The organism is Sinorhizobium sp. NG07B (assembly GCF_002532005.1).
Lineage (GTDB): Bacteria > Pseudomonadota > Alphaproteobacteria > Rhizobiales > Rhizobiaceae > Sinorhizobium > Sinorhizobium fredii_C.
Genome location: NZ_NWTD01000004.1, coordinates 401,936 through 420,874 on the forward strand (window position 1 = coordinate 401,936; position 18,939 = coordinate 420,874).

General features: G+C 63.8%; 18 protein-coding genes. 7 read left to right on the top strand and 11 right to left on the bottom strand.

The window, feature by feature from the left end:
- Positions 1–618, bottom strand: coding sequence for a TIGR00730 family Rossman fold protein (locus CO664_RS16640; protein WP_037413812.1), 618 nt, complete (start codon positions 616–618; stop codon positions 1–3).
- A gap of 243 nt (positions 619–861) precedes the next feature.
- Between CO664_RS16640 and CO664_RS16645 the strand changes: the two genes are divergently transcribed.
- The 4 genes from CO664_RS16645 (at position 862) to CO664_RS16660 (ending at position 6,351) form a co-directional block, all read left to right on the top strand.
- Positions 862–2,574 carry a LysM peptidoglycan-binding domain-containing protein gene (locus tag CO664_RS16645; RefSeq protein WP_097539376.1) on the top strand — a complete coding sequence of 571 codons (1,713 nt, stop codon included), beginning with the start codon at positions 862–864 and terminating at the stop codon, positions 2,572–2,574.
- 205 nt (positions 2,575–2,779) lie between these two features.
- Positions 2,780–4,672, top strand: coding sequence for an ABC transporter ATP-binding protein/permease (locus tag CO664_RS16650; RefSeq protein WP_097539377.1), 1,893 nt, complete (start codon positions 2,780–2,782; stop codon positions 4,670–4,672).
- Between the two features lie 107 nt (positions 4,673–4,779).
- Positions 4,780–5,478: a phosphatidylserine decarboxylase gene (locus tag CO664_RS16655; RefSeq protein WP_097539378.1), complete on the top strand. Its 699-nt coding sequence runs from the start codon at positions 4,780–4,782 to the stop codon at positions 5,476–5,478.
- 9 nt (positions 5,479–5,487) lie between these two features.
- On the top strand, positions 5,488–6,351 hold the full coding sequence (locus tag CO664_RS16660) for a phosphatidylcholine/phosphatidylserine synthase (RefSeq protein WP_037413825.1): 864 nt from the start codon (positions 5,488–5,490) through the stop codon (positions 6,349–6,351).
- Positions 6,352–6,432: 81 nt separating this feature from the next.
- Here the strand turns inward: CO664_RS16660 and CO664_RS16665 are convergent, their stop codons facing one another.
- From CO664_RS16665 to alr, 5 genes are all read right to left on the bottom strand, one after another.
- A complete protein-coding gene (locus CO664_RS16665; protein WP_037413827.1) occupies positions 6,433–7,173 on the bottom strand; it encodes an SDR family NAD(P)-dependent oxidoreductase in 741 nt (246 codons plus the stop codon).
- A 12-nt stretch (positions 7,174–7,185) separates the two neighbouring features.
- Complete coding sequence (purF, locus tag CO664_RS16670) at positions 7,186–8,676, bottom strand: amidophosphoribosyltransferase (RefSeq protein WP_097539379.1); 1,491 nt, start codon at positions 8,674–8,676, stop codon at positions 7,186–7,188.
- Positions 8,677–8,822: 146 nt separating this feature from the next.
- Positions 8,823–9,422: a CvpA family protein gene (locus CO664_RS16675; protein WP_037413830.1), complete on the bottom strand. Its 600-nt coding sequence runs from the start codon at positions 9,420–9,422 to the stop codon at positions 8,823–8,825.
- A 141-nt stretch (positions 9,423–9,563) separates the two neighbouring features.
- Positions 9,564–10,967 (bottom strand): DNA repair protein RadA, encoded by a 1,404-nt coding sequence (radA, locus tag CO664_RS16680; RefSeq protein WP_097539380.1) that lies wholly within the window; start codon positions 10,965–10,967, stop codon positions 9,564–9,566.
- 134 nt (positions 10,968–11,101) lie between these two features.
- Complete coding sequence (gene alr / locus CO664_RS16685; protein ID WP_097539381.1) at positions 11,102–12,241, bottom strand: alanine racemase; 1,140 nt, start codon at positions 12,239–12,241, stop codon at positions 11,102–11,104.
- A 142-nt stretch (positions 12,242–12,383) separates the two neighbouring features.
- On the opposite strand from alr, the gene CO664_RS16690 reads away from it, so the two are divergent.
- The 3 genes from CO664_RS16690 to CO664_RS16700 all read left to right on the top strand — a co-directional run bounded on the left by CO664_RS16690 (position 12,384) and on the right by CO664_RS16700 (position 14,315).
- On the top strand, positions 12,384–13,241 hold the full coding sequence (locus tag CO664_RS16690) for an AraC family transcriptional regulator (RefSeq protein ID WP_037413835.1): 858 nt from the start codon (positions 12,384–12,386) through the stop codon (positions 13,239–13,241).
- Positions 13,242–13,359: 118 nt separating this feature from the next.
- On the top strand, positions 13,360–14,013 hold the full coding sequence (locus CO664_RS16695; RefSeq protein WP_097539382.1) for an AzlC family ABC transporter permease: 654 nt from the start codon (positions 13,360–13,362) through the stop codon (positions 14,011–14,013).
- The gene (locus CO664_RS16700) at positions 14,010–14,315 is read left to right on the top strand and encodes an AzlD domain-containing protein (RefSeq protein WP_097539383.1); all 306 of its coding nucleotides are present in this window, start codon (positions 14,010–14,012) and stop codon (positions 14,313–14,315) included. The genes CO664_RS16695 and CO664_RS16700 overlap by 4 nt, the downstream gene beginning before the upstream one ends.
- Positions 14,316–14,511: 196 nt before the next feature.
- Here CO664_RS16700 and CO664_RS16705 read toward each other — a convergent pair whose 3' ends face one another.
- The 5 genes from CO664_RS16705 to rpsF all read right to left on the bottom strand — a co-directional run bounded on the left by CO664_RS16705 (position 14,512) and on the right by rpsF (position 18,813).
- Positions 14,512–16,011: a replicative DNA helicase gene (locus CO664_RS16705; RefSeq protein ID WP_097539384.1), complete on the bottom strand. Its 1,500-nt coding sequence runs from the start codon at positions 16,009–16,011 to the stop codon at positions 14,512–14,514.
- A gap of 326 nt (positions 16,012–16,337) precedes the next feature.
- Positions 16,338–16,913 carry a 50S ribosomal protein L9 gene (gene rplI, locus CO664_RS16710; protein ID WP_097526513.1) on the bottom strand — a complete coding sequence of 192 codons (576 nt, stop codon included), beginning with the start codon at positions 16,911–16,913 and terminating at the stop codon, positions 16,338–16,340.
- Between the two features lie 35 nt (positions 16,914–16,948).
- Complete coding sequence (locus CO664_RS16715) at positions 16,949–17,902, bottom strand: DUF2232 domain-containing protein (protein ID WP_097526512.1); 954 nt, start codon at positions 17,900–17,902, stop codon at positions 16,949–16,951.
- A gap of 188 nt (positions 17,903–18,090) precedes the next feature.
- Positions 18,091–18,339, bottom strand: a complete 249-nt coding sequence (rpsR, locus tag CO664_RS16720) for a 30S ribosomal protein S18 (protein WP_012707461.1) — start codon at positions 18,337–18,339, stop codon at positions 18,091–18,093.
- A 24-nt stretch (positions 18,340–18,363) separates the two neighbouring features.
- Positions 18,364–18,813, bottom strand: coding sequence for a 30S ribosomal protein S6 (rpsF, locus tag CO664_RS16725; protein ID WP_037379737.1), 450 nt, complete (start codon positions 18,811–18,813; stop codon positions 18,364–18,366).
- Between the last annotated feature and the right edge of the window lie 126 nt (positions 18,814–18,939).

Genomic DNA, 18,939 nt, shown 5'->3' on the forward strand with positions numbered 1-18,939 from the left:
TCAGAGTCTGGAGATGATCTCGCTTTCGCCCTCGCGACCGTTCGCGGCGGCGGTGGCCAGGATGCCGGGCACGATGTCTGCGACCCGATCGATCACCAGCGGCTGAACCAGGTGGGCCGTGTGGACGAAGCCCTGCTCGCGCATGTGCGTCAGCAGTTCGAGCATCGGCGCCCAGAAGCCGTTGATATTGCCGAACACCATCGGCTTGCGGTGGCGGCCGAGCTGTGCCCAGGTCATGATCTCGACGATCTCCTCGAGCGTGCCGATGCCGCCGGGCAGCGCTATGAAGGCGTCGGCGCGCTCGAACATCGTGTGCTTGCGCTCGTGCATGTCCCCGGTGACGATCAGCTCGTTGAGCTGGCCGAGCGAGTGGCGAGTCGCCTCCTTGTCCATCAGGAACTCGGGAATGATGCCGGTGACGTGACCCCCGGCCGAAAGTACGCCGCTCGCCACGGCACCCATGATGCCGCGCGTGCCGCCGCCATAGACGAGCTGCAGGCCGTGATCGGCAATCGATTTGCCAAGAAGGCGCCCCGCCTCGATATGTGCGGGATCGCGTCCAGGCTGCGAACCGCAATAGACGCAGACGGATCGAATCGGGGTAGGCTGGTTGCTCATGGGGGCAAAAAGACATTGCAGCGCAGCACCGGTCAAGAAAAATGCGCGAAAACTTTTCGCGCAGTTTCTCGCGGGCGCAGTCGAAGCTTGTGCTTAACTACAGGAAACGTTAGCAATTTCAGCATTACATTGAAGAATTCGGACGTGCGCCCGCCGTTGCGCTATAATATGTCAATGGCTTGCGCTTCGTAAGTCGACGAAGGGGCATGTGCGGAGCAGCGCTCCGCTCCCGTGGAGAGTGGCATGATCAAGAACAAGGCCAGCTGGGTGGCCCTCGGTGTGCTGGCGATTGCGACCGCCTTGATGGTTTTCGTGGTCCAACCGAACCTCGATTTGAATGACGATGACAAGGATCAGGCCGCGCTACCGGCGGCTACCGGGACGGAGATCGCAGGGGTTGCGCCCGCCGCCAAGATTGACGGCGCCCCGGGCGCGGCACGAGACGCGGCCAAGGAACAGGTGGCCGCCACCGCCGGCGGCACTGCTCCCGGTGCTGCCGATTTGACCGTTCCGGGCTTCGATCTTCTCCGTGTTGAGCCCGACGGGTCGACCGTCGTCGCGGGCCGCGCCCAGCCGGGCACGAAGCTCGAAATTCTGAGCGGCAACACCGTTGTCGGTACGGCCGATGTCAATGCCGCCGGGGATTTCGCCGCAGTCTTCGATAAGCCGCTCGCTGCAGGTGACCACCAGTTGACGCTTCGAAGCGTCGGCACAGGCGGCGCCAGCAAGATCTCGGAAGAGGTTGCAACCGTTTCCGTGCCGAAGGAGCCGGGCGGACAGTTGCTGGCGATGGTATCGAAACCGGGTGAGGCGAGCCGGCTGATCACCACGCCGACGGCCGAAGCCAAGCCGACCGAGACTGCCGCCGCGCCCGCCACGCAGAACGGCGCGACGGAGGCGGTGCCGGCGACGCCGGCCCCTTCCAATACCGTGCCGGGGCTGCAGGTGACGGCCGTGGAGATCGAGGGCGGGAAGATGTTCGTTGCCGGCAACGCGAAGCCCGGAGCGCTGGTACGCATCTACGCCGACGACACGCTCGTCGGCGAGATGAAGGCAGATGACAAGGGGCATTTCGTCGTCGACGGTTTGGTCGATCTCGCCGTCGGCAGTCACATCATCCGTGCGGATATGATGAGCGAGGACGCCACCAAGGTGGCGATGCGCGCCTCGGTCCCCTTCGACAGGCCGTCCGGCACGCAGGTTGCCGCGATCGCCGGTTCCTCCTCGGAACACGCCGCCCCAGGTCTCGATGGCCTGAGGACGGAGGCAGGCAAGGCGCTCACCCTGCTGAAGGGGCTCTTCGCCGATGGCAAGCAGCCCTCCGCCGAGCAACTCGCCGCTGCTCGTTCGGCCACCGAATTTGCGCTGAAGTCGCTCTCCGAATTCAAGCCGGCCGACAGTGCGGACGCGGCCCAGACAGCGGCGGCGGCCGAGGCTTCGAAGGCAGCCGCCGAGGCCCTGAAGCTTCTGCGCAACTCGCCGCAGGACCCGGCAGGCATCGTCGCGACGCTTGGCAAGGTCGAGGGCGTCATCGGACCTGCCCTGCCGCAACGGGCGGCTGGGACCGGACTCGTGGCTGCCGCCAAGCCCCAGGCGGCGGCGAGTGACACGGTGGAGCCGGCGAAGCCCGAGAGCGCGGCGAAGGCCGCAACTCCGCCGGCCAGCGAGCAGGTCGCCGCGTCCTCACCGGCTGAGGCGCAGCCCGCGACGATCGAGCAGCCGCCGCTCAAGGAAAGCAAGGAATCGGTGATCATCCGCCGCGGCGATACGCTCTGGCAGATTTCGCGCCGCGTCTATGGCGCGGGGGTTCGCTACACGACGATCTATCTCGCCAACCGCGAACAGATCGACAATCCCGATCTGATCCGCCCCGGACAGGTGTTCGGGGTGCCCAATGAGGCGCTCTCCGACGACGAGTCGCGCGAGATGCATCGCAAGCGCGTGAGGCGCGAATAATAATCCGTCTTCCAACCGCAGTTCCATTGCGATCGTGCCGGGGTGGACCTATCTGTAGAGAAGGCGGCGTCTTCAAGGACGCCGCTTTTCATTGATCGGTCAGGGTCGCGGATGAGCTCGCGCGGTATCCTGACCCTTCGGTTCACGTCGGGGGTCGCGCGCATTCGGCATCGCCGCGATCCGGAAGCATCGGAAGCAGATACATTTGACACCTACGCGCCAGAAGAAGACGGTTTCCGCCGATGCCGCCAATCCATTGGCTACGATCGCCAATCTCTGGCCTTATATGTGGCCGGCCGACCGTCCCGATCTCAAGTTGCGCGTTGTCTGGGCGACGATCATTCTCGTCGCCGCCAAGATTGTCCTCGTCCTCGTTCCCTATTTCTTCAAGTGGGCGACCGATGCGCTGAACAACAAGCCTGATGCGCTCGGCTTCCTGCCGCAATTCCTGACCGGCGCCGTCATGCTGGTGCTCGCCTACAATCTGGCGCGCCTGCTGCAATCCGGCCTCAACCAATTGCGTGATGCCCTTTTTGCAAGTGTCGGCCAGCACGCCGTTCGGCAGCTGGCTTACAGAACCTTCGTTCATATGCATCAGCTGTCGCTGCGCTTCCATCTGGAGCGGCGCACCGGCGGGCTGTCGCGCATCATCGAGCGCGGCACCAAGGGCATCGAGACGATCGTTCGCTTCACGATCCTGAACAGCGTTCCGACATTGATCGAATTTCTGCTGACCGCAGTGATCTTCTGGTGGGGCTACGGCTTCAGCTATCTCGTCGTCACCGCCGTCACCGTCTGGTTGTATATCTGGTTCACCGTGCGCGCCAGCGACTGGCGTATCGCCATTCGCCGGTCGATGAACGACAGCGACACCGAGGCCAACACCAAGGCGATCGATTCGCTGCTCAATTTCGAAACGGTCAAATATTTCGGCAATGAAGACATGGAGGCGAAGCGTTTCGACAAGTCGATGGAGCGCTACGAACGCGCCGCCACCCAGGTCTGGACCTCCCTCGGCTGGCTGAACTTCGGCCAGGCCGTTATTTTCGGGGCCGGCACGGCCGTGATGATGACGATCTCGGCGCTTGCCGTGAGAAACGGCGAGCAGACCATCGGCGACTTCGTCTTCATCAATGCGATGCTGATCCAGCTTGCCATTCCGCTGAACTTCATCGGCTTCGTCTATCGCGAAATCCGCCAGGGACTGACGGACATCGAACACATGTTCGATCTCCTCGACGTTGAAGCGGAAGTGGTCGATCGGCCGGATGCGAAGGAGCTCGCGATCGGGCGCGGCGCAATCGCCTTCAAGGACGTGCATTTCGCCTATGATCCGGCCCGTCCCATTCTCAAGGGAATTTCCTTCGAGGTGCCCGCCGGCAAGACGGTGGCGGTCGTCGGTCCGTCCGGGGCCGGCAAGTCCACTTTGTCGCGGCTGCTCTATCGCTTCTACGACGTTCAGCGGGGGTCGATCACCGTCGACGGCCAGGATGTGCGAAAGGTCACCCAGAAAAGCCTGCGCACGGCGATCGGCATGGTTCCGCAGGATACGGTGCTCTTCAACGACACGATCGCCTACAACATTCGCTACGGCCGAGTGGCGGCCTCGGATGCCGAAGTCGAGGCGGCGGCCGAAGCGGCGCAGATCGCCGGTTTCATCCGCGGCTTGCCGGAAGGCTACCGGGCGATGGTCGGCGAGCGCGGGCTGAAGCTTTCGGGCGGCGAGAAGCAGCGCGTCGCGATCGCGCGGACGATCCTCAAGGCGCCGCCGATCCTGATCCTCGACGAGGCGACCTCCGCCCTCGACACCAAGACGGAGCAGGAAATCCAGGCGGCCCTCGATATCGTGTCGCGCAATCGCACCACGCTGGTGATCGCCCATCGCCTGTCGACAGTCATCAACGCCGACGAGATCATCGTGCTCAAGGACGGCGTCATCGCCGAACGGGGCACGCACGGCGAATTGATCGACCGTGACGGCCTCTATGCCTCGATGTGGAGCCGTCAGCGCGAGGCTACGCAGGCGGAGGAGCAGTTGAAGCGAGTGCGCGAGCGAGACGATCTCGGCATCGTCGACCGCGGCGCGCCGGCGGCTTGAGCAGGGTCGCTTCGGTGGCGGTGAAGCAACCGCGGTTTGCCGTTCGCCGTTGCCGGGTGTGCGAAATCGCGCTAGTTCACGTTCCGCGTCATAGCTGGAGTAAGTTGATGAGCTTGGTTGAAACGGTCCGCAACACGCTGGTCCCGGTGCACAAGGAAGGTTATCGCTTCATCGCGATCTTCTTCGTCGTTTCCCTGATCCTTGGTTTCCTGTGGGAGCCGCTGATGTGGATCGGCTTTCTGTTGACCGCCTGGTGCGCCTATTTCTTCCGCGATCCGGAGCGCATGACGCCGATCGACGAGGATCTCGTCATCAGCCCGGCCGACGGGCGCGTATCGTCGATCGCCACCGTCGTCCCGCCGGAAGAACTCGGTCTCGGCGCTGAGCCGATGCTGCGCATTACCGTGTTCATGAACGTCTTCGACTGCCACGTGAACCGCGCGCCGATGAGCGGTACGGTGAGGAGAATTGCCTATCGGGCCGGAAGTTTCCTGAATGCCGAGCTCGACAAGGCGAGCCTGGACAACGAACGCAACGGCCTTGTCGTCGAAACGAGCCACGGCGCCATCGGCGTCGTCCAGATCGCCGGCCTGGTGGCGCGGCGCATCCTGTGCTGGACCACGGAGAATGCCTCGCTGGAAAGCGGCGAACGCTTTGGCCTCATCCGGTTTGGCTCGCGCCTCGACGTCTTCCTGCCGGAAGGCGCGCAGCCGCGCGTCAGTCTCGGTCAGAAAACTATCGGCGGAGAGACCGTGATCGCCGAATTCGGCTCGTCGAAGGGGCCGGTCATCAGCCGACGCGCGTGAGGAACCGACATGGAAAATCCCCGGCAGGAAGAAACGGCCGAGATCCCCGAAGTGGCGGTCGACACGAACGACGGGCATGACAAGGCCCGTGGCCCGCGGCTGCGGGAAATCCCGCTGCGCCTGATGGTGCCGAATACGATCACCGTCCTGGCGATTTGTGCGGGCCTCTCCGGCATCCGCCTGGCCTTCGAAAATCGCTTCGAGCTCGCCGTCGCGATGGTCCTGCTTGCAGCGTTCCTGGATGGCATCGACGGGCGCGTGGCGCGGCTGCTGAAGGCGACGTCGAGCTTCGGAGTGCAGATGGATTCGCTCGCCGATATCATTAATTTCGGCGTCGCCCCGGCTCTTGTGCTTTACGTCTTCCTGCTGGACCAGGCGCGCTCGGTCGGCTGGATCGCGGCGCTGATCTATGCGATTGCGGTCGGCTTGAGACTTGCCCGCTTCAACGTCATGGCCGAGCGCCCCGTCAAGGCGGCCTGGCAGTCGGAATATTTCGTCGGCGTGCCGGCTCCGGCCGGCGCCATGCTGGTGCTGCTGCCGGTCTATATCGGTCTCCTGGGGCTGGCGCCCGGCAGGATCTTCGCCTTGATCGCGGCGTTCTATACCGTCCTGATCGCCTTCCTGCTGGTCAGCCGCCTGCCGGTCTGGTCCGGCAAGTCCGAAAACCGCGTTCGCCGTGATCTGGTGCTTCCGGCCATTCTGGTCGTCGTCCTCTACGTCGCGACGCTGATGACCTACACCTGGGAGACCATGGTCGTGACGGCAGTCGGCTATTTGCTGACCCTGCCGTTCGGCGCCCGCTCCTGGCAGAGGAAATATGGCGACTGGCCTGCCGGCCAGGGAAATGATGGCCTGCCAGGGGACACCGACTGACCACAAACGCGTTGCTAAGAAAAAGCCACCGCGAGACATCGCGGTGGCTTTTTTGTGGGACATGCGCAGAAACCGATCCGATTACTCCGGCAGGCGGTAGTCGACGATCTTCTTTTCTCGGACGATGAAGAGCTTGCCGGTTTCGGTCTGATCCCGTCCGAAGAGGGGCATCAGCGCGGCGGCGACCTCGGAGGGGTGCGGCACTGTCGCGGGATCCTCGCCGGGCACGGCCTGGGCCCGCATCGCGGTGCGTGTCGCACCCGGATCGACGCTGAGGATGCGGAGCGGCAGGCGCTGCGTCTCATAGGCCCAGGTGCGCGCCAGCGCCTCGACTGCTGCCTTGGAGGCGGAGTAGGGGCCCCAAAAGGGCTTGCACTTGTGCGCAGCACTTGAGGACAGGATGAGCGCGCGACCGGCATCCGATTTGACGAGCAGGGGCTCGAGTGAGCGGATCAGCCGCCAGGTGGCGGTGACGTTGATCGTCATCACCTTTTCGAAGACCTTGGCCTCGACATGGCCGATCGGCGAGATCGTGCCGAGCACGCCGGCATTGGCAACCAGGATGTCGAGCTTGCCCCAGCGTTCGTTGATGGCGCCGCCGAGCTTGTCGATCGCGGCCATGTCGGCAAGGTCGAAGGGGACCAGCGTCGCCGATCCGCCCACCGCCTTGATGGCGTCGTCCAGCTCCTCCAGGCCGCCGACCGTGCGGGCGCAGGCGATGACATGGGCGCCGGCCTTGGCGAGTTCGAGGGCGGTGAAATAGCCGATGCCGCGCGATGCGCCGGTGACGACGGCGATCCGGTCTTTCAGATTGAGCGTCATGTTGTTGTCTGGTTATCCGTTGCTGGCAAGAACCGAAAGTTTGCGGACGTTACTCGCGCCTTCCTGATCGAGCAGGCGGGTCGGATAGTCGCCGGTAAAGTAATGGTCGGTGAACTGCGGCGCCTGCGGATCGCGCGGGGCGCCGCCGACGGCCTGATAGAGACCGTCGATGGACAAGAACTCGAGCGAATCCGCGCCGATGAAGCGGCACATGGAAGCGAGGTCGGCATGCTGGTTGGCCAGCAGCTTGTCGCGGTCGGGCGTGTCGATGCCGTAGAAATCCGGATGGAAGATCATCGGGCTGGCGACGCGGATATGCACTTCGCGTGCGCCGGCCTCGCGGATCATCTGGACGATCTTGACCGACGTCGTCCCACGCACGATGGAATCGTCGACAAGCACGACACGCTTGCCCTTGATCATGGCGCGATTGGCCGAATGCTTCAGCTTGACGCCGAAGGCCCGGATCTGCTGCGTCGGTTCGATGAAGGTCCGTCCGACATAGTGGTTGCGGATGATGCCATATTCGAAGGGAATGCCGCTCTGCTGCGCATAGCCGAGCGCGGCCGGAGTGCCGCCATCCGGCACAGGGACGACGACATCCGCGTCGACGGGCGATTCCTTGGCGAGATTGACGCCCATGTTCTTGCGCGCCACATAGACGCTGCGACCGCCGACAACGGAGTCCGGACGAGCGAAATAGACATATTCGAAGAGGCAGAGACGTTCGGGCCGTGGGGCCTCGGGCTTGCGCGCGTCGATCGAGATCGAACCGTCCGGCTGGATCTCGCAGATGACGACTTCGCCGTTTTCGATGTCGCGGATGTATTTGGCGCCGATGATGTCGAGCGCACAGGTTTCCGAACAGAAGATCGGCTTGCCGTCGAGTTCGCCCATGACGAGCGGCCGGATGCCGATTGGGTCGCGCGCCGCGATCAGCTTGGTGCGCGTCATCGCCAGCATCGAGTAGCCGCCCTCCATCTGGCGAATGGCGTCGATGAAACGATCGGAGGAAGAGCTCTGCTTCGAGCGGGCGATCAAGTGAAGGACGACTTCGGTGTCCGAGGTCGACTGACAGATGGCGCCGTCGGCAATCAGCTGGCGCCGCAGCGTCAGGCCATTGGTGAAGTTGCCGTTATGGGCGATGGCGATGCCGCCGACTTCGAGTTCGGCAAAGAGCGGCTGGACGTTGCGCAGCGCCACTTCGCCGGTTGTCGAGTAGCGCGTATGGCCGATGGAGATATAGCCCGGCAGCTTCGCCAGCGTGGCCGGGTCGGTATAGTGGTCTCCGACGAGGCCCATGCGCTTTTCGGTATAGAACTGCTTGCCGTCGAAGGTGACGATACCGGCGGCTTCCTGGCCGCGATGCTGGAGCGCATGCAGACCAAGTGCCGTCAGGGTGGCTGCATCCGGATGTCCGAGAATGCCGAATACGCCGCATTCCTCATGCAGCGTATCGCCATCGAGTTCGTCGTGGATTTCACTGGATCTGAGATCGGTCATCGCAGTCGCCTTTGCTCCGTGCCGGTGCGCATATCGTGATCAGGCTGCCAGACGTCAAGCGATCTTAGCCGAAATGCCTGGCAAGCGTTATTCCAAATGGACAAAGCCCGCACAGCGGGCTTTGTTGCAAATTTTCTCGTTTCCCCTTAGCCGTTCGTCGCCGGCGCTTCCTCGGCGGGCGACTGTTCGGTGGCGGCCGGCGGCGCATCGCTTTCGCCTTCGCCCGTCGTGTCCTTGCCACGCAGGCGGTCGAGAATCGTGGCATCCGCCTCTTCCGGCAGCAGCGCGACCAGCTTATTGCCGAGATTGTCGAGCAGCGGCTTCGACTTCGCCTGGGTGACCCAGATCGGCTGCTGCGGCGGCGCAACCAGCCAATTGAAGAACAGCATGGCGACGACGACGAGCAGGATGCCGCGCGCCGCACCGAAGAGAAAGCCGAGGGTCCGGTCGAGCGCGCCAATGCGGCTGTCGATGATGAAGTCGGCGATCCGCATGGTGATGAAGGAAATGATGATCAGCGCCACCAGGAAGATCACCGCGGCCGAGCCGATCATCGCGACCGTGTCATTGGTGGTGTATTGCTTGGCATAGGGCAGGAGGTACGGATAGAGGAAATAGGCCGCCGCCGCCGCACCGACCCAGCTCGCGACCGAAAGGACCTCGCGCGAGAAGCCGCGCACCATGGCGAGGATCGCCGAAAACAGTGCGACGCCGAGAACGATACCGTCGAGAATTGTAATGGGCATGTTGTCCTTACTCCGACCCCGTCATCACTCGGGTCCTACCAAGCTTATCCGCCGCAGGCCCCGTCCGCCCGCGCCCGGATCATCTTTCCACCGCTTGTCGACGGCGCCGCCCCAGAAGCGCGTTTCGTCGGCGCCGATCCTTCACTCCGCCTCGTCCGCCTGTTGCAGGGCGCGCCGCGATCCGGCGATGCGCGCAACCAGGTCCGGCAGGCTTTCCATCTCGCTCCAGCGGCCATTGCCGCTCCTCGGCAGGTCGGCTGTTGCAGACGGCAATACGGCCAGCGAGAAACCGAGCTTCTCGGCTTCCTTGAGACGTTGAGCGGTATGCGAAACCGGCCGGACTGCGCCCGACAAGCTGACTTCGCCGAAATAGACGCAATCGGCTGGAAGAGCAAGCCCGGCGAGTGACGAAACCAGTGCGGAAGCGACGGCAAGATCGGCTGCCGGCTCGGAAATCCGGTATCCTCCGGCGACGTTCAAGTAGACGTCGTGCTGCCCGAGGCGGACGCCGCAATGGGCCTCCAGGACCGCGAGGATCATGGAGAGCCGCGCCGAGTCCCAGCCGACGACCGCCCGTCGCGGCGTGCCGAGCGAGGTCGGTGCTACCAGCGCCTGCACCTCGACGAGGAGCGGCCGGGTTCCTTCCATACCGGCAAAAACCGCGGCACCGGGCGATTTCTCGTTGCGTTCGCCGAGGAAGAGCTCGGACGGGTTGGCGACTTCCCGCAGGCCTTGGTCGGACATTTCGAAGACGCCGATCTCGTCGGTCGGACCGAAACGGTTCTTCACCGTCCGGAGGATACGATAGTGGTGGCCGCGGTCGCCCTCGAAATAGAGCACGGCATCGACCATGTGCTCGACGACCCGCGGTCCGGCGATCTGCCCTTCCTTGGTGACATGGCCGACGAGCACGACCGCCGTCCCCGTCTGCTTGGCGAAGCGGATCATCGCCTGAACGCCGGTGCGCACCTGCGTCACCGTTCCGGGGGCGGAATCGACGGTATCGCTCCAAAGCGTCTGGATCGAATCGATGATGACGAGATCCGGGCGCTTGCCCTCGGCAAGCGTCGCTAGGATGTCTTCGACATTGGTCTCGGCGGCGAGCAGCACGTCGCTGTCTGCGGCACCGAGCCGCTGGGCCCGCAGACGTACCTGGGCGACCGCCTCCTCGCCCGAGACATAGATCACCCGATGCTTGCGGCGCGAAAGCGCTGCCGCCGCCTGCATCAGCACGGTCGATTTGCCGATGCCCGGGTCGCCCCCGACGAGCAGCGCCGATCCGCGCACGAAGCCGCCGCCGGTGACGCGGTCGAGCTCGGATATGCCGGTCTCGATGCGCGGCGCGTCCTCGATGTCGCCGGAAAGCGTCGTCAACGCCACCGGCCGTCCCTTCTTGGGGGCGCGCATCGGACCGCCGCCGATGCCTCCCATCGGGTCTTCCTCGACGATGGTATTCCACTCGCCGCATCCGTCGCACTTGCCGACCCATCGGGAGTGCACGGTGCCGCAATTCTGGCAGACGAACTGGGTGCGGGTTTTCGCCATCGGGATCAGCTTTCGGAAAGTTGCAAGAGGAAGGGGCGGTCCGTCTCCGCCTCGGGAGAATCACTTCGAGCGGTCACATAATGACGCGAAATGCCGATTGAAAGGGTGATTTTCGACGCCGCCTGAAACGACGATCAGGCACCGCCGACATAGGTTCGGCAATAGCGGTGTCCGAGGCTCGTCAGCAACTCGTAGCCGATCGTACCGCCGGCCCGCGCAACGTCGTCAATGGCGACGTTCCGGCCGAAAAGCTCGATATAGTCGCCGGCACGCACCGCCCGTTCCGGCAGGTCGGTGACATCGAACAGGCTGAGATCCATCGTGACACGTCCGACATGCGGAACCTTCCTGCCATGCAGGAACCCGCAGGCACCCGACGGCATCGCCTGCCTCATCGTGACCCCGCCTCCGGAAACGGAGCGGTGGTAGCCATCCGCATAGCCGATCGCGACGGTCGCGATCCGGCTGTCACGCATAAAGCGCGCCGAGGCGCCGTAGCTTGCCGTTCCGCCCGAGGGGACGGTGCGCAGTTGCAGGATGCGCGCTTCCGCGGTGACGACTGGCTTCATCGGGTTGACGGCATCGTTGACCGCTTCGCCGCCATAGACCGCGATGCCCGGACGCGTGAGGTCGAAATGGTAGTCTTCGCCGAGGAAAACGCCGCCGGAATTTGCAAGGCTGGCGGGCACGCCTTCAAAGGCCGCCGTCACCTCTCGAAAACGCTGCAGCTGATAGAGGTTCATCGGATGCCTCGGATCATCGCCGCAGGCAAGATGGCTCATCACCAGCACGGGCGAGAAACTCGCCGGGCGCGCTGGATCATGGGCGAGCGCTACGGCCTCCTCGACCGATAGGCCGAGCCGGTTCATGCCGGTATCGACATGGAGGACGCAAGGATGGTCGCCCCGATCGGAAAGCGCCGCCATGAACACGGCAAGCTGCTCCTCCGAGTTGATGATCGGCACGAGGTCATTGGCGAAGAACAGCTCCTCGTTGCCGGGCCACATGCCGGCGAGAATATAGATGCGGGCGTCCGGCAGGAGCGGGCGGAGTTCGGCACCTTCCTCGGCATCCGCGACGAAGAAATCGCGGGCGCCGGCAGCGTAGAGCGTCGGGGCCGCATGCGCGACGCCGATACCATAGGCATTGGCCTTGAGCACGGCGGCGGCACGGGCCTTGCCCGACCGCTCGTTCATCGCCCGCCAATTGTCGGCGAGCGCCGTCAGATCGATGGTGAGCCGGTTCGAGGCAGCGAGGAATTCGGAGCTGTGCATGGGAGAACTCTTGCATGGGCGATATGTGAGCAATACATCCAAGCGCCCGGTGCCGCAAACCTCTTCGGCCTGACTGCCGACCTCGCGAAAGCTGAGCACTTTTGTGCAAGACGAAAAATCTCGGCACCGTTAGGATCGGCCGATGCATACGATTTCCCAGGAAGAGGCCATCGAGGCCATGCCGCTCAAGGGAGCCGAGCACACCCGTTTCTGGCGGGATGCGCGGTTCAAGGGCATGGAATGCCTGAGCGCGACATTCATCACCCACGAGTTCGCGCCGCATGCGCATGACACGTTCAGCATTGGTGCCATCGAAGCGGGTTCGCAGATCAGCACCATCAAAGGCGAGCGTTCGCAGACAGGGCCGGGAGACCTCTACCTGATCAATCCCGACGAAACCCATGACGGGCATCCGGGCAATGACGGCTATCGCTACAGGATGATATACCCGTCCGTGGAGCTGTTCGTCGAAATTCTCGAAGATATCACCGGCCGTCCGTTCCGTGGCACGCCGTGCTTTTCGCGGCAGTGGCTGACGGACCTCGAGCTTGCAGCCGCCTTCCGCCGTGCGCATCAGGTGCTGGAGGGAAAGACGGGGGCGCTCGAGGCGGACGAGGGCATGTTCGGATTTCTGGCGACGCTGTTCGAGCGGCACGGCAGCGCGATCATCGTTCCGGTCCGCACGCGCGAGAGTTCCGCGGTACACCGCGCCCGCGACTATCTTCTCGAGAATTATGCGAGCGACATCGGCCTCGACGAGCTTGCGAACGTCGCCGGCCTCAGCCGCGCCCATCTGATCCGGGCCTTTCGCAAGGAGTTCCACATCACACCGCATGCCTTCCTGACCGACAAGCGGGTGCGCGAGGCAAGGACGCTTCTGCGTCGGGGTTGGTCGCCGGCCGATACGGCCTATCATTGCGGCTTTGCGGACCAGGCGCATTTTACCCGCCACTTCAAGGCGCGCACCGGCGTGACGCCGGGGGCCTTCCGCGCCGGCTGATCACTTTCGTTCAAGACCGGCCGTCGCTGTCCGTTCTATGAACTCTCCGCAAAACAAGGTGGAGATAACGGACGTGAGAAGGGCAGGGATGTCTCAGTTTCTAGGCGGCATGAGGGCGATGGCGCCGCTGACGGTAGCGGTGATGCCGATCGGCCTGGTGTTTGGCGCCGTTGCCGCAAGCAAGGGCCTGAGCAGCCTTGAAGCGACGCTGATGAGCGCCTTCGTCTTTGCCGGCGGGTCGCAATTCGTCGCCATGGACATCTGGACGCATCCGGCCTCCTGGGGCGCGCTCGCCTTTTCGGCGCTGCTCGTCAATATCCGTCACATGCTGATGAGCGCTTCGATCGGCACGAAGATGCCGGCGTTTTCCGGCCCGGCAAAATATGCCGCGATGTTGCTGCTCGCCGATGAAATCTGGGCCATGGCCGAGGTCCGCGCCGGCCAGACGCGGCTGACGCCCACCTGGTATGCGGGCCTTGCCGTGCCGTTCTATTGCGTCTGGGTTCTAACGAGCCTCGCTGGCGCCGCCGCTGGCGCCTTCCTCGGCGACCCGAAGGCGATCGGCCTGGATTTCGCGTTCCCGGCCGTATTTACGGTTCTGGTGATTGGCTTCTGGAAGGGGCGGGACACCGGCGCGGTGCTCTTCGCCAGTGCGGCGGCGGCGGTCCTTGCCCACCAATTCCTGCCCGGCGTCTGGTACATCGCGGCCGGTGCCGCCGCAGGCGTTGCCGCAACGCTCCTCACCGCCAGACACCGGGAGGCCTGCGCATGACGCTCGATCCCAATACGCTCCTCGCCATCGTGGCGATGGCTGCAGCTACGGTGCTGACACGCATTGCCGGTCTTCTCGTCATTCGCTTCGTCGCGATCGGCCCGCAGCAGAAGCGCGCCCTGGAGGCGATTCCTCCCGCCGTGCTCATGGCGGTCATCGCCCCGACGGCGCTCGTGACCGGGCCGGCCGAGACGCTGGCAACGCTTGCGACGGCACTCGCCGCCACGCGACTGCCGCTGCTTGCGGCCGTCGCGATTGGCGTCTTCGTCGTAGCGGTCGCAAGAGCGCTGATCGGGGCGTGAGAGCGAACGTTTTCGGGATTTTCCCCTCATCCGGCCTGCCGGCCACCTTCTCCCCGCAGGCGGGGCGAAGGAGACTCGCGGCGCCCTCTCAGACTTTGCTCCGCCTTGCAGGAGGGGGAGGCTAAGCGGTGCCTCTTGCCCCTTCTCCCCGCGTGCGGGGAGAAGGTCGCGGCAGCGGGATGAGGGGCCAATACGTTCAATGCTCGTATTGCGTGAACGATGAGTCGGCGAGGTCCGAGAAGCGGGTGAATTCCGACTGGAAGGCGAGCTTGACGGTGCCGGTCGGCCCGTGGCGCTGCTTGGCGATGATCACGTCGGCCGTGCCCTTCACCCGCTCCATCTGCATTTTCCACTCTTCGTATTTCGGGTCGAGTTCGTCGCGCGGCTCCATGTTCTTCACATAGTATTCCTCGCGAAACACGAAGAGCACGACGTCGGCGTCCTGCTCGATCGAGCCGGATTCACGCAGGTCGGAGAGTTGCGGGCGCTTGTCCTCGCGGCTTTCCACCGCACGCGACAGCTGTGACAGAGCGATGATCGGTACGTTGAGTTCCTTGCCGAGCGCCTTGAGGCCGGTGGTGATTTCGGTGATCTCCTGCACCCGATTTTCGCCAGACTTCTTCGAGCCGGTCATCAGCTGGACGTAGTCGACCACGAGCACGTCGAGGCCGCGCTGGCGCTTCAGGCGGCGTGCGCGGGCCGCCAGCTGGGCGATCGAGATGCCGCCGGTCTGGTCGATATAGAGCGGCACCTTCTGCATCATCTGCGAGCAGGCGACGAGTTTTTCGAAATCGGCTTCGGAGATATCGCCGCGGCGGATCTTCGAGGACGACACTTCGGTCTGTTCCGAGATGATGCGGGTCGCAAGCTGTTCGGACGACATTTCAAGCGAGTAGAAGCCGACGACGCCGCCGTTTTTCGCCCTGAAGGAGCCGTCCGGCTGCACTTCCGGTTCATAAGACGCGGCAATGTTATAGGCGATGTTGGTGGCAAGCGACGTCTTGCCCATGCCAGGGCGACCGGCGAGGATGATCAGGTCCGAGCGCTGCAGACCGCCCATCTTGCCGTCGAGCGAATGGATGCCAGTGGAGATGCCGGAGAGGTGCCCGTCGCGTTCGAAGGCCTGGCCGGCCATGTCGATGGCGAGCGCCACGGCGTCGTTGAAGGATTGGAAGCCGCCGTCGTAGCGGCCGGTCTCCGCGAGTTCGAAGAGGCGCCGTTCGGCGTCCTCGATCTGGCTCTGCGGCGGCATGTCGAGCGGCGCATCATAGGCGATGTTGACCATGTCCTCGCCGATGGTGATCAGCGAGCGGCGGAGCGCCAGGTCGTAGATTGCCCGGCCGTAATCCTCGGCGTTGATGATCGACACGGCTTCGGCCGCGAGGCGAGCAAGATATTGCGCGACAGTCAGGTCGCCGACCTTCTCGTCGGCCTTGAGGAAGGTCTTGACCGTCACCGGGTTAGCGGTCTTGCCCATGCGGATGATCTCGCCGGCGACCTCGAAGATCTTGCGATGCAGGGGCTCGTAGAGATGCACGGGCTTGAGAAAGTCCGACACGCGATAGAAGGCGTCGTTGTTGACCAGGATCGCGCCAAGCAGCGCCTGCTCGGCTTCCAGATTGTTCGGCGCTTCGCGGTAATGCTGGTCCGCCTGATCCTTGGGCAAGGGAGCGAGCTTTCGCGCTGCGTCGTTCATGGGAGATCCGTATCCGCCTCTATTATCCCGTGTGCCAATCGATTTGCTTCCTCCCTTCCGCCACGTCTAGTGTAGCTGTGCAACAGTGCTGGAGCTTGCGTGTCCGCCTTTGGTTTTTGGCGGTTGTTCACACTGATTCACAGGGGGGCGCGGTGGACCCGAAACATGCCACGCCGGGCATTTGCACAATGGCGGAGGTCGGCCGCAAATCTATCTGATTCGCCTTCCCCCGTCGTCCGCAATCGCCTTCGCGCGCTGTTCGTGACGGCAAAAGAAAGGCCCGGATCGGGAGATCCGGGCCTGTCGTTGAGCTCTGAAGCTGATGCTTATTCTTCTTCGCCCGCGAATTCGGCTTCCGGGTTGAAGAAGTCTTCCGGCTTCAGGGCGTCTTCGTCGACGCCGTAGATGGCGTCGACGGAGGTCAGGCTCTCGCCCTTGGCCTGACGCTCGGCTTCTTCGGCCGAACGGGCAACGTTGACTTCGACGACGACGTCGACTTCCGCGTGCAGGTGCAGCGTTACCTTGTGAACGCCGATCGACTTGATCGGCTGGTTGAGGTTAACCTGGTTGCGGTTGATGTTGAAGCCTTCGGCGGCCAGCACATCGACGATGTCGCGAGCGGCGACTGAGCCGTAGAGCTGGCCGGTTTCGCCGGCGGAGCGCACGATCACGAAAGACTTGCCGTCAAGCTTGTCGGCGACCTTCTGGGCTTCCGACTTGCGCTCGAGGTTGCGGGCTTCGAGCGTTGCGCGCTCGGATTCGAAGCGGGCCTTGTTGGCGGCGTTGGCGCGCAGGGCCTTGCCAAGCGGCAGCAGGTAGTTGCGTGCAAAGCCGTCGCGAACCTTCACGGTTTCGCCCATCTGGCCGAGCTTGGCGATGCGTTCGAGGAGAATCACTTCCATGTTGAGTTCCTTTTCAGTTTGGCATTGTTCGTTGGTTAGCTTTTCCCCGTCGGCGTGACCGCGATGGTGCGTCGCGTGTCGGTCAATCCGGACAGGAGGAAGAAGACCGCCGGGATCGTGAAGACGAGAACCGACAGATAGGCGATCCACAGCACGGGAAGCCGCCAGGACCTGCCGCGCGTGCGGAAATGGAAGGAGGCGAAGCCCGAGAGCAGAAAGCCCGCCCCGAACGTGCCGCAGACGAGGGCGCCGATCGCCGCCGGCGCGCCGCCGAGAAAGGTAAGGATCAGGCCGCCGAGGAAGACGAAGATGGCGTTGCGGTGCATCCTGAGCGAAGAGGGAATGTCTTCGCGCGGCCGCAGGGACTTTCCCGACATCTGGACGATCCGGGTGGCGACGTAATAGGCGGCAAACAGCATGACCACCCAGAGCGCCCCCTGCACCAACGGCAGCGCCAGCGTGAACATCGACTTGAGCTGGGCAATCGTGGCCGCGTCGGGATTGTAGAGCGGTTCCTGGGCCTTGACCGCCTCGACGAGCATGTCGACCATCAGTTCCGAGACGCTGGAATCATATCCGATGATCGTGGCGACGATGATCATGCCGAGGGTGACGAGCCCGGCGAGGTGGCCGAGGATGTCGGAAAGCGGATACCAGGCAAGAGCGCCCTCGGGGCCGCCGAGTTCGGAGGCAGGCCGCGCCAGACTGGCAAGATGGCTGAGCCAGCCGGCCGGAACGAGCGTGACGACGAGGATGAGCAGCGCGAAATAGGGCGAGACCAGACTTGCCGCCGTTGCTCCGGCCACGCCGATCGCGGTGAGCGCTGCGGCATTGCCCCAGCCGAGGCCGGCAATCAGAATCGGCAGTGCGGAAGCGGCATAGAGAACGATCGCCAGGGACGACTGCGTGTTCGCGCCCATCGACAGAAGGGCGGCGGTAACGCCGGCAAGCGCGCCGGTGATCAGCGATGTCCTGTTCCAGTTCTTCAACGTTCGCTGTCCTGCTTCAAACGCAGTTAGGGGCGCCTTTGGCTGCCCCAACATGGGATTTGGCGCATTCCGCGCCGGTTCCGATCCGCGCCCACCGCGGAAGGGAGGCGTCGAGGCGCTCACCCGAAGGAAGCGCCTCGACGCAGAGTCGGTTACCGTTGAGTCAGGCGACCAACGGAGAGAGATCCTTACGACACGACGTAGGGCAGCAGGCCGAGGAAGCGTGCGCGCTTGATCGCCTGGGCGAGTTCGCGCTGCTTCTTCTGGGAAACGGCCGTGATGCGGGAAGGAACGATCTTGCCGCGCTCGGAAATGTAGCGCTGCAGGAGGCGAACGTCCTTGTAGTCGATCCGCGGAGCGTTTGCGCCCGAGAAGGGGCAGGTCTTGCGGCGACGGTGGAACGGGCGGCGTACCGGAGCGGAAGAAACTTCAGCCATTGTCTTTATCTCCTAGGCTTCGGGTTACGCGCGGTCTTCGCGCGGGCGGCGCGGACGGTCTTCGCGATCGCCACGGTCCGGACGCGGACCACGGTCACCGAATCCACCACGGTCCGGACGGTCGCCGTCGCGGCGCGGACGATCGTCGCGGTCGCGCTTCTGCATCATCGCGGACGGGCCTTCCTCGTGCTTCTCGACGGCGATCGTCATGTAGCGCAGGACGTCTTCATTGATGCGCATCTGGCGCTCGACTTCGTGGACTGCCGGTGCCGGAGCATCGATGTCCATGAGGACGTAGTGAGCCTTGCGGTTCTTCTTGATGCGGTAGGTGAGGGACTTCAGGCCCCAGTTCTCGACTCGGCCGACCTTGCCGCCGTTCGATTCGATGACGCCCTTGTACTGCTCAACGAGGGCGTCGACCTGCTGCGGCGTGATGTCCTGCCGAGCGAGGAATACGTGTTCATAAAGAGCCATTGTGGCTTGCCTTTCTTGCGTTAATCAGCCCGGACCTCGGCGGCTAAGCCTCAACGACTGTTCTTATGGGCTCGAACGAGCCGGCAAGAAAGTGTTGTATCGAGACGGTCGAGAGCGGAGACACGG